General features: G+C 27.8%; 8 protein-coding genes and 1 pseudogene. 8 read left to right on the top strand and 1 reads right to left on the bottom strand.

Features of this window, described 5'->3' with window-relative positions; translation table 11 throughout:
• The first annotated feature begins 143 nt into the window (after positions 1-143).
• A complete protein-coding gene (locus RWY47_RS01125; RefSeq protein ID WP_224170241.1) occupies positions 144-3,308 on the top strand; it encodes a DEAD/DEAH box helicase in 3,165 nt (1,054 codons plus the stop codon).
• A gap of 21 nt (positions 3,309-3,329) precedes the next feature.
• Positions 3,330-4,457, top strand: coding sequence for an XRE family transcriptional regulator (locus RWY47_RS01120; RefSeq protein ID WP_224170242.1), 1,128 nt, complete (start codon positions 3,330-3,332; stop codon positions 4,455-4,457).
• 132 nt (positions 4,458-4,589) lie between these two features.
• Here RWY47_RS01120 and RWY47_RS01115 read toward each other — a convergent pair whose 3' ends face one another.
• Positions 4,590-5,468 (bottom strand): LysR family transcriptional regulator, encoded by an 879-nt coding sequence (locus tag RWY47_RS01115; RefSeq protein WP_168932310.1) that lies wholly within the window; start codon positions 5,466-5,468, stop codon positions 4,590-4,592.
• Positions 5,469-5,626: 158 nt separating this feature from the next.
• Between RWY47_RS01115 and RWY47_RS01110 the strand changes: the two genes are divergently transcribed.
• The 6 genes and pseudogenes from RWY47_RS01110 to RWY47_RS01085 all read left to right on the top strand — a co-directional run.
• Entirely contained in the window at positions 5,627-7,267 is a 1,641-nt protein-coding gene (locus RWY47_RS01110; protein ID WP_224170243.1) for an FAD-dependent oxidoreductase, read from the top strand.
• 1 nt (position 7,268) lies between these two features.
• Entirely contained in the window at positions 7,269-8,210 is a 942-nt protein-coding gene (locus RWY47_RS01105) for a 4Fe-4S binding protein (protein ID WP_142730745.1), read from the top strand.
• A 211-nt stretch (positions 8,211-8,421) separates the two neighbouring features.
• Complete coding sequence (locus tag RWY47_RS01100; protein WP_150842926.1) at positions 8,422-8,742, top strand: YhdT family protein; 321 nt, start codon at positions 8,422-8,424, stop codon at positions 8,740-8,742.
• Positions 8,742-10,244: a sodium/pantothenate symporter gene (gene panF / locus RWY47_RS01095; protein WP_029878225.1), complete on the top strand. Its 1,503-nt coding sequence runs from the start codon at positions 8,742-8,744 to the stop codon at positions 10,242-10,244. Before RWY47_RS01100 ends, panF begins: the two co-directional genes overlap by 1 nt.
• 201 nt (positions 10,245-10,445) lie before the next feature.
• Positions 10,446-11,996 (top strand): nitrite/sulfite reductase, encoded by a 1,551-nt coding sequence (locus tag RWY47_RS01090; protein WP_224170244.1) that lies wholly within the window; start codon positions 10,446-10,448, stop codon positions 11,994-11,996.
• 122 nt (positions 11,997-12,118) lie between these two features.
• Positions 12,119-12,374 (top strand): annotated as a pseudogene (locus tag RWY47_RS01085) (UV DNA damage repair endonuclease UvsE); the annotation flags it as partial.

The raw sequence follows: 12,374 nt of genomic DNA, 5'->3' as shown, positions 1-12,374 counted from the left end.
GTTAGAAATATCATAATAGAATGTTTTGAATATAAAAACAATTAATATAAAGACTGTAGTTAAAAAAATAAACTACAGTCTTTATTATTTTTACTAAAAAATATATAATAAAGGTTATGACTTAAAAGAAATTAGGTGAGTAAATGGATTTTAAAATAGTAAATGAAGTTTTACTACAAAATATAGACAGATATAGACTAGATAGATCTAGAGACTATTATAAACAAGGATATATAGAAGAAAGCTTTTTTTCGAAAGAGGAAGATAAAATAAGTTTATACGGTACAGTAGCATCAAAATACCAAAGAGAAATTTATAATAGCTTTTTAATAATAGACTTAAATGATAAAAAAATTATAAGCAGCGGATGCACATGCGAGGATTTTAATCAAAATACAACTCTTAACAATCACTTTATATGTAAGCATATAGCATGTATAACATTAAAGGAAATTGACAATTTGAAATCTAATATAGTAAACAATTTAAAATTAAAGACTATGGATATAAAAGAACAAACTAGACCGAAAGTAAATACAAGATTTATAAATAAAGATTTACTGAACTATTTTAAAGTAATTCCAAAAGAGAAAGTAAATTTGGAAGTAGATATAACTAGTTATTTAAATCAAACTTTAGAGGTTGAATTTAAGATAGGTAATGACAAAATGTACACTCTAAAAGATTTTAAACAATTTGCGACTTCAAGGGTAGATGGAAATCCAATAATGTATGGAAAAGATTTTATATATGATCCCAAGAGTAGTTACTTTGAAGATGATGAAGAATTAGCACAGTTTATAGAAGACTATGGACTAAGTTTAGTAGATAATATAAACTCAAGAAAAAATAGATACATGATATTAAATCCTAGTTTACTAAAAAGGTTAATGGAAAAGCTTAAATATAAAGAATTTACGTTTAACTATAATAGAAAAACATATAATCCTCAGATAATAAATGGATATGTGCCAATTGATGTAGAAATCAAAAAGGTAGAAGATAAAATAGTTATACTTAATAATGATAATTTACCTGTTCCTTTATCAAAAAAAGGAGATGTAGTCTTTTATGAAGGCAATATATATTTAATTTCAGGGGCTAATGGAATATACTATAAAAAATTATATGAATTATTAAATGAGAATAAATCCATAGAGTTTGAGGACGATGAAATTAGCGAATGTTTAACTAATTTAATCCCTAAGTTAAAAGAAATATCTAATAATTTGAATATGGATGAAAGTATTATAAACAATATAACTAAAGACTTAATAGTAAATTATTACTTCGACTTAGACGACTCAAGAATTATCTGTGATGTAAAAATGCACTATGAAGGTGAAAAAGATGGCAAATTTGTTATAAGAGATATTGAGAAAGAAGAAGAAGCTGTATATAGGCTCTACACAAATTATTTTGAAAGAGAAAAAGATAAATATGTGTTTAGAGGCACAGACTCTCATCTATATGATTTTTTAACTACAGAAATTAATAGGTTAAAAAATATTGGACAAGTATACTATTCAGATAAATTTAAAGAAAAGAAGGTCTATAACTCCTCCAATATAAAAGTAGGTTTAGGAGAGGAGATAAACCACTATCTTGAATTTAAGTTTAAAATAGAAGATGTAGATGAAAGAGAATATAAGGAAATTTTAAAATCTTTTAAGGCAAATAAACGATTTTATAAACTTAAAAATGGAAATTTTATAAATTTAGAAGATGATCAAACAAAAGAGTTATTTAAGCTTATGGAAAGCTTAGGATTTACTAATAGCATTAAAGAGATGAATGTACACAAAAGTAAAGCAATGTATATAAATAATCTTTTAATAGAAAAGAAAATACCCTATATAGAAGGTATTGAAAATACAAAAAATACAGTAGATAAATTTAATAATATAAAAGATGAAAATTATGAAGTGCCGAAAAGTTTAAATGCTGATTTAAGAGACTATCAAGTTGAAGGTTTCAAGTGGTTTAAAAGCTTAAAATCTTGCGGATTTGGAGGCGTTTTAGCTGATGAAATGGGGCTTGGAAAAACAATACAAACAATAACTTTTTTATTGTCTCAAAAAGAAGCTAAAAGCATGGTGATTACTCCAACATCTCTTATACATAACTGGAAAAGTGAGTTTGAAAAATTTGCTCCAAGCTTAAGAATAGGCATAGTTCATGGAAATAAAAAAGAAAGAGAAAGTACAATAAATAATATTGAAAGTTTTGATGTTTTATTAACTACATACGGTTCCTTAAGAAATGATAATGATAAGTATGAAGATATTAATTTTGACTGCTTGATTATAGATGAAGCACAAAATATTAAAAACCCAACATCTATAACAACCGATGCTGTTAAAAATATAAAAGCTAAATGTAAGTTTGCCCTTACAGGAACACCTGTTGAAAATAACTTAGCAGAACTGTGGTCTATATTTGATTTTATAATGCCTGGTTATTTATATAATTTAAATAAATTTAGTTCTATTTTTATAAAAGATGAAAGTAATTTAATTAGATTAAAGAAACTTATAAAACCGTTTATTTTAAGAAGGACTAAAAAACAAGTAATTACAGAATTGCCAGACAAAATAGAAACAAAATTTTTAGTTGAATTAGGAAAAGAACAACGTAAAATATACAAAACATATGTTGATGAAATTCAAAGAAAGTTACAAGATAAATATGAAAGTAATGATAAAATAACTGTTTTAGCATATTTGACGAAGTTAAGACAACTATGTTTGGACCCAAGTTTGATAGTTAGTGATTATAAAGGAAAAAGTTCAAAAATAAACGCATGTGTAGAAATAGTAAAAGATAGTATATCAAATAATGACAAAATTTTGGTGTTCTCTCAATTTACAAGTGTGCTTAAAAATTTAGCATATATATTAGATAAAGAAAATATAGAATATAATTATTTAGATGGACAAACTAAAGCTAAAGATAGAATTGAACTTGTGAATGACTTTAATGAAAATAATAATAAAAAAGTATTTTTAATTTCACTAAAAGCAGGAGGAACTGGATTAAATCTAACTTCTGCAAATAAAGTAATTCACTTTGATCCATGGTGGAATGTATCTGTTGAAAATCAAGCTAGTGATAGAGCTCACAGGTTAGGGCAAAAACAGGTTGTTGAAGTTATAAAGTTGATAGCTAAAGGAACTATAGAAGAAAAAATTATAAAACTTCAAGATGATAAACTTAAAATGATAGATGATATAATAGGAAATGAATTATCTGATTCAAACACTTTTAAAAATTTATCAAATGATGAAATTTTAGATTTATTGACATAATTTAAGAAAGGTAAAAATGACATGAGTAAAAATATATTTAATGGAAAAAAATTAAAAAATGCTAGGACGTATAGAGCTAAAACAGTAGATATGGTGGCTAGCGAAACTAAAATCAATAAAAAGGATATATTAGCTTTTGAAGCTGACAAGTATAAACCAACATTAGAAAATGAAATGAAATTAGCTAATGCTTTAAGTTTTCCAAAGGATTACTTTAGTGAAAAAGATAAAGTTAACGTAGTAGTTGAAAATACACATATTAGAACGGAGTCAACTTTACCTAGAGTAGAAGATATAGCATTAAAAGAAAAACTAGTTATGACTCACAGGGTGCTTAATTTTATACAAGGATATATAAAGTTCCCAGAAATGAATTTACCAAATAATTTAAATAGAAACGATGACATAGAAGTACTAGCTGAAAAAACAAGAGGATATTTCAACTTGGACAATGGACCTATAGGTAATATGGTTAACTTGCTTGAGATAAATGGAATTTTTATATCTGCCACTAACATAGATAAAAAAGGTGCTCTTGCATTTAGCCAGAAACAAAGTATAGATAAAGAAAGCAGATATTTTATAGCTCTAGGAAATGATAAAAAATCAGCTTCTATAAGAAATTATGATTTAGCATATGAACTAGCTTATATAGTAGCTAATGAAGCAAATATACAATCTAAGAAATTCTCGAAAGATGAGTTTGCTTGTGCATTTTTAATGCCTAAAGACTCATTTTTAAATGATCTAGAAGGAACTCAAGAGTTAGAAGATTTTATAGAATTAAAAAGTAAATGGATAGTTCCTATATGGGCTATGATTCTTAGAGGTTACCAATTAGGAAAAATAAGTTATAAAAAGTATATGTACTTAATGAACGAAATGGATAAAAATGGATGGAGTAAGAAAGAGCCATTAGATAGTAATATAAAGTCTTCGCATCCAATTCTTTTAAAAAAATCATTTGATATGCTAATAGAAGGTAAGATTATGAATGAAGGTCTGTTTATGAACAACCTAATAAATTATGGGCTTAGTATATATCCAAAAGACGTAGAAGAGTTACTTGGATTAAAAGAAGGAACTTTATCTAAAAATATAAATAAGAGCAATAAAGATAATGTAAAAAAAGTTAACTTTAGAAAGTAAAAAAAGGGCTATATTAATTTTTTAATATAGCCCTTAAAAAAGTACATAAGCCATAGAAATTATATCAACTGATAGCCATGTTACTCCACCTAAAATCATAGTTTTTTTCCTTTTGTAACTAAATATTTTATATTAATTAATTTTATTGTAAAATTCTATGTATTCATCAGCATATATAGACTCTTTTAAAAATATAAAATTAAACTCATGAGATAAATTCATTGAATCCACATCTAAAACAACTAATTCTTTATTTTTTATTTCTTCAAGTACAGCAACTTTGTAAATTATAGATATTCCGTAGTTATCTTTAACTAATTCTTTTATTATGTTTATATTCCCGATTTGTAATAATTTTGAAAAATTTTTAGTTGTATAGTTTCTTTCAAATAGCCACATTTCAAAAATATCTCTACTTCCAGAACCCTGTTCTCTTATTATTAGATTTTCTGAAAATAAATCTTCAACTTTAAGATTAGATTTATTACAGATAGGATTTTTAGGAGAGGATACAAAAACAAAATCTTCGTAGCTCATTAAGTAGGTTTCATAATCAGCTTTGTTAAAATGTCCCTCAATGAAACAAAACTCTAATAAACCTCTTTTTAACATATCTAAAAGATTTTTCGTATTATCTACAATCATTGATAAATTTGAATAAGAATTTTGAGATAAATAATTTTTTATAACATTTGGCATTACAAATTCTCCAATACTTCTAGTTGCTCCAAATGATAAAGGTTTAGCTGAATAATTAGATTTTTTTAAGTTATTTTGAATAGATAAAGACATAGTTCTTAGTTTTAAAATAGAATCTAAGAATTCTTGTCCAACTTTAGTTAGTATTAATGTTTTGCCTATATAGTTAAATAATTTAATATTGTATTGTGATTCTATATACTTTATATGCTGGCTGACAGCAGGTTGAGTAATACAAAGTCTTTTTGCAGTTTTTGTATAACTTTTAGTCTCGCATAAATCTATAAATGTTTTTAATCTAAAATCTATCATGGTATCCCCCAATACACAGTTTATATAAAAAGTGTACTATAAGTTAAATTTATAAATCAATAATTTTTTATAATTTTACATTATAATACTTGGTTGCTACACTTTAAGTAAGAATAACTTGTTAAAATAATAATTAATATAAACTTGGAGGGATATACATGAATGTGTTAGTTATTGGGGGGGTAGCAGCAGGAACAAAAACTGCAGCTAAACTAAAGAGAGAAAATAGAGATTTTAATGTAACTTTAATTACCAAAGGGGAAAATATATCTTATGCAGGTTGCGGACTTCCATATTATGTTGGTGGAGTTATAGAAGATAAATCAGATTTAATTGTAAATACGCCTAAAAGTTTTTCGGAGTTAACTCAAGTAGAAGTTAAAACTAGTGTAGAGGCATTGGAGATAGATAGAGATAAAAAGATTGTAAAAGCTTTTGATATTCAAAATAAAGAAGAAATAATCTTTAATTATGACAAGTTAGTTATAGCAACAGGAGCGGATCCTATTAAGCCTCCGATTGAAGGAATAGACTTAGAAGGTGTTTATTATATGAGAACACCAGATGATGCAATTGCTGTTAGAGAGGTAGTAGAAACAAATAATGTAAAAAGAGCAGTAGTTGTAGGAGGCGGATTTATAGGACTTGAAGTAGCTGAAAATCTGCATGAAATGGGTGTTAAAACAACATTAGTTGAAGCTATGGACCACATAATGCCAGGGTTTGATGATGAGGTAAGTTCATATGTTGAAAATGAACTTATAGAAAATGGAATAATGGTTTTAACAGGGGAAAGATTAACTTCTATAGAAGGAGATGAAAAGGTAAGTAAAGTAAGAACAGATAAAAGGGCTATGAAAGCAGATATGATTGTAATGTCTGTAGGTATAAGAGCTAACAGCAATATAGCTGAAACTTGTGGATTAGAGCTAGAGGCCAATAAAACTATAAAAGTTAACGAATACATGCAAACAAATGATGAAAATATATATGCAGTTGGAGATTGTGTAACAGTAAAGAATATATTAAGTGGAATGCCTGCATGGTCTCCTATGGGGTCATCTGCAAACAAAGAAGGAAGATGTTTAGCTAAAACTTTAGCTGGCAAAAAAACAGAATTTAATGGTGTTTTAGGAACGGGTATAGTAAAGTTACTAAATTTAAATGCAGCAAGAACGGGACTAACAGAAAAAGAGGCGTTAAATTTAGGGTATAACGTTGAAAGCGTTTTAGTTCCAATAGATGATAAGGCACACTATTATCCAGATTCTAAAATGATAATTATAAAACTTATATCAGATAAAGATAATAAAAAGGTATTAGGAGCACAAGTTTTTGGGGAAGGAAATGTAGATAAGCATATAGATGTAATTTCAACGGCTATAACATTTAATGCAACTATAAATGATTTACAAAATTTAGATTTAGCATATGCACCTCCATTTTCTACTGCTATTCATCCAGTAGGACATGCAGCTAATGTACTTTTAAATAAAATAGATGGAGATGTAAAAACTCTTAGATATGAAGAGTTTTTGAATAATCAAGAAAGTTATAAGCTAGCAGATGTAAATAAAGCACCTCAATTAGAAGGAGTTACATATATAGATTTAGCACAACTTAATGGTAAGATAGATGGATTTGAATTAGATGATAAAATACTTTTAGTATGTGCTAGGGGAAAAAGAGCTTATTTAGCATACAACAGAATGAAACACTTTGGATACAAAGATGTAAAGGTATTAGAAGGTGGATTAGCTTTAAATAAGGAATTAAATGTTGAATTGGGGGTAAATTAATATGAAATTAACAGAGGAAATGAGAAAAAAAGTTAAGGGCGAAGGTTTTTTATCAAACAATGATGGTCAGCATTTTTCATGTAGAGTTATAACTGAAAATGGAGCTATAACAGCAGAACAATTAATAAATGTAGCTGAAATAGCTAAGAAGTATGGAAATGGAGATATTTCATTAACTTCAAGACTAACATTAGAAATACCTGGTATAAAATATGAGAATATAGAAGCTACTAAGGAATATTTGAAAAAAGATAATTTAGTATCTGGAGGAACTGGTTCAAGAGTTAGACCTATAGTTCCATGTAAAGGAAGTGTATGTACATTTGGACTTTGTGATACTCAAGGGATAGGTACAACTCTTCATAAAGAATTTTATGAAAAATGGTATGATGTTAAATTGCCACATAAGTTTAAAATTGGAGTTGGAGGCTGTCCAAACAATTGTGTAAAACCAAGTTTAAATGATTTTGGGGTAGTGGGACAATTTGTACCAGAGTTTGATGAAGATATGTGTTCAGGATGTAAAAAGTGTATGCCTAAAGAAACTTGTAAGGTAGGAGCTATATCTATAGTAGATGGTAAAGCATTTATAGATAGAGACAAATGTAATAACTGTGGATTATGTATAGGTAAATGTCATTTCGATGCAATAGAAGAAGGTAAAAAAGGATTAAAAATATACCTAGGTGGTAAATGGGGTAAAACTTCAAGACCTGGTACTCCAATAACTGGAGTTTATACTGAAAATGAAATGATGGCTATACTAGAAAAATCAATACTTATATACAGAGAACAAGGAAAAACAGGAGAACGTTTCGGAAATATGATTGATAGAATTGGCGTTGAGAATATGGAGGCGCAAGTTTTATCAGATGAGATATTAGATAGAAAAGAAGAGATATTAGAAGCAGAACTTCATATAGTTGGAGGAGCTACTTGCTAAAAAGTAATAAAAAAGCTTGCAAACTTAATGTTTGTAAGCTTTTTTTATTATTTTTTGTTATAAGTTTATTTATTGCTATATATTTTATAGACATATTTCCTTTTATACTGTATATTTTTATGTATATTGTATACTAAAAAATATATAACAATAATAAAGGTTTATTTGGGATATATTAATTAAATAACAATAACAAGGAGATTATTTTTAAATGAATGAAAACAATGAAAAATTTGATTTTGAAGAGGACCCTAGATATAAACAATGTAATAAAGAAGCTTTAATGGGTCTAGCATTAGGTGTTGTAAACTTAGTATGGTGGTTTGGATTTGGATATGGATTAGGATCTAAGCAGGTTAAGGAATATACATATATATTTGGGTTTCCAACTTGGTTCTTTATGAGTTGTATAGCTGGAGGAATATTATTTTCAGCTTTAACTGTAATTATGATAAATAAATTTTTTAGAAACATGCCTTTAGATGCATTAAGTGAAGAAGATATAGAAGAGTATAGAAAGGAATATAAGTAATGAAACACATAAATTTTCAAGTATTATTGCCTATTCTTATATATTTTATAGTTATATTTATAGTAGGGTTTTATTCTATGAAATTTGTAAATAGAGCTAAAAATAAACACAATGGCGAAAAAGGATTCATGGATGAATACATGACAGGAGGACGGGACTTAGGAGGTTTTGTTCTAGCTATGACACTAGTTACAACATATTTGAGTGCTGGAAGCTTTATAGGAGGACCAGGAACAGCGTATACCCAAGGATTAGGATGGGTATTTTTATCTATGGCTCAAATGCCAACTGGATATTTTACATTAGCAGTACTTGGAAAAAAGTTTGCTATAATAGCTAGGAAAATAAATGCAGTGACAATCACTGATTTTTTAAGAGCAAGATATAAATCTGATGCGGTAGTAATACTTACATCTTTATCTATAGTAGTATTTTTTATAGCGGCAATGGCAGCTCAGTGGGTTGGAGCAGCTAGACTTTTGCAAGGTGCAGTTGGATTAGATTACAAAGTTGCACTTACAGCTTTTGGATTAACGGTTATAGTACATACTGTAGTAGGAGGATTTAGAGCGGTAACTATTTCTGATACAATTCAAGGTGTTATAATGACAGTAGCCACTATAGCTATATTTGTAGGAACTGTTATAGCAGGAGGGGGAATATCTAATATAGTAAGTAATATGCAAAGTGTAAATGAAGGACTTATAACTCCATTTGGAGTCACTCCTGGGAATATGAGTATAGCATGGGTAACATCATTTTGGATACTTGTTGGTTTTGCAGTAGTAGGAATTCCTTCAGTATCTCAAAGAGCTATGAGTTATAAAGATACAAAGAGTTTACATGATGGAATCAAGTATGGAACAATTGTATCTATGATTTTATTATTAGGTATGCATTTAGTTGGTGCATTTTCAAGTACTCTTGTAGTGGGTATTGAGTCTGGAGATTTAGTCATTCCTACTATAACAACTCAATTATTTCCGCCAGTAATTGCGGGAATTTTACTAGCAGGTCCATTAGCATCTATAATGTCTACTGTTGATTCACAATTATTAGTAGCATCAGGAGCTATAGTTAATGATATATATACTAATTACATAAACCCTAAAATAAAAAAAGATGCTAAAAAAACTGGAACTATAAGTTTATTAGTAACATCTACATTAGGTATAATAATTTACATAGTAGCAATAAATCCTCCAGATTTGATAGTATGGCTAAATTTATATGCAAATGCAGGAATAATAGCTACATTTTTATGGCCTATTATACTGGGGTTATATTGGAAAAAGGCAAATGCAAGTGGAGCATTAGCATCTATAATAACAGGTATAGGAAGTTATATTTTGTTTAGCTATATATGGGTAAGGCCATTAGGTATGCACACTATAGTTTTACCTCTTATAATTTCATTAGTGTCATTTATTATTGTATCTAGTTTCACAAAACCACCAACCAATGAGACAATAAAAATCTTTTGGGGAGTTTATAAAAAATAAATTTAAAAGAGACATCTTATATTGTGTCTCTTTTTTTAATTTACAGAAAATTTTATTTTCTTAATTATTGTATAAATTTATAAACCATTGAAAATATTAATGATTATAATAGGAAGAATCAATTTCTAATTTAAGGAAAAATGTCGTAAAATAAATATATTAAATAAAAGGCGATAAAAAGTCATTATAAAGGAGTCAAATATGGAAAGTTATAAACAAATATTATTAGATGAAATACCAGAATTCAGAGCAAAGGGACACAATTTCTTAAATAAAGAAATGTCAAAAATGGACTTTAAACATGCATCTGGTGGAATGGGTGTTTATGCGCACCGTGATGGAGAACACTTTATGATAAGACTTAGAGTGGCTTCAGGTATATTAAATCTTGAACAATTAAAATTAGTGCAATATTTTGCTCATAAATATAATTTAGAACAATTACATCTTACAACTCGTCAAGCAATACAACTTCATGGACTAACAATAGACGAAGTTTGTGATATCATGGAAGAAGGTATACATAAAGATATGTATACAAGAGGTGGTGGAGGTAACTTCCCAAGAAATGTTGCTATATCACCTTTATCAGGAGTAGATCCAGAAGATATCTTTGATGTAACACCTTATGCAACAAAAGTTAATGAGCATTTTATGAGTAAAATAACTACTTATAAACTACCTAGAAAATTAAAAGTATCTTTTTCAAGTTCACCTAAAGATGAATCAAAAGCTACAATAAATGATTTAGGATTTATGGCAGTTAAAAAAGATGGAAAAGAATACTTCAAAGTATACATAGCTGGAGGAATGGGTAAAAATCCTATCAAAGGTTGTGAATACGATGAGTTAGTAGAGCCAAAGGATGTATTATATCATGTAGAGGCTATGACTAATTTATTTATAGAAAAAGGTAATTATGAAAACAAAAACAAAGCTCGTACAAGATACATGCTTATGGAAATGGGTAAAGATGCTTTATTAGAATGCTATAAAAAACATTTAAAAGAAGCAAAAGAAAAATGTAATTTAGATTTAAATGTAACTCAAAAAGTATATGATAAAAAAGGAATTTCTATAGATGTCAAAGATGATCGTTTAGTTTCTCAAAGACAAGAGGGATTATACGCTGTTTATGTACACCCTGTAAATGGTCAATTAAAAGTTTCTGACTTAGACAAAATAATAGAGACCGTAAATGATATGGATGATATTGAAATAAGATTAGCTATGAGTGAAGGTCTTTATATAAGAAATCTAAATGGAGAAGAAGCTAAAAAAGTTTTAGATTTAACTAAGGATATAACAGGTAAATATAAAATACAACAAAGTACAGCTTGTATAGGTGTTCCTATTTGCCAAATGGGTATAGCTGAAAGTCAAGAAACTTTAGAGGAAATAATCAAAACTTTAGAAGAAAAAAATTATAATAGTGACACTTTACCAAGAATTCATATATCAGGATGTCCTAACTCTTGTTCAACTCACCAAGTTGCACCTATTGGTTTTGCTGGTAAAAAGAAAAGAGTTGGAGATAAGACAGAAGATGCTTATGAACTTCATATAGGTGGATGTGCTACTTTTGAGGAAACTAGATTAGGAAAAATATACGGAGATGTATTAAGAAGAGAAGTTCCAAACTTATTATTCGATATATCAGAAGCTATAGCTAAATCTAACTTAGAATTTTATGAATTTATAGAAAAAAATGAAGACGAATTAAATACTATAGTAAATAAATACTTATTATAATAAAAAGTGAACTCTAATATTAGAGTTCACTTTTTTATTTAATATTTTTATTAATTTGTAGAATATTATATAATATAAAGAAAAAACTAATTTTATATTATACAGATTAAAGGAGCAATTATATGAAAGTTAGACTTGGATATGTAGCTATAGCTTTGAATTTGCCCAAAGTGACCTCTTCAAGCACTGTAACATACTCTAGATACTCTAAGATCAATACAGAGGCAGACAAGCTAAATAAGCTAAAGGAAGTAACTAGATCAAATATATATGACTTAGAAAAAATATTAAATTATAATATAGAAAATCAAATACATTTTTATAGGATAACTTCAAATTTGATACCACTTGGAACTCATCCAGACGTAACCTTTGATT

The organism is Paraclostridium sp. MRS3W1, assembly GCF_032465715.1.
Classification (GTDB): Bacteria; Bacillota; Clostridia; order Peptostreptococcales; family Peptostreptococcaceae; genus Paraclostridium; species Paraclostridium dentum.
Note: the sequence above shows the minus strand (reverse complement) of the source record. Positions and strands in the feature narration are given on the sequence as shown.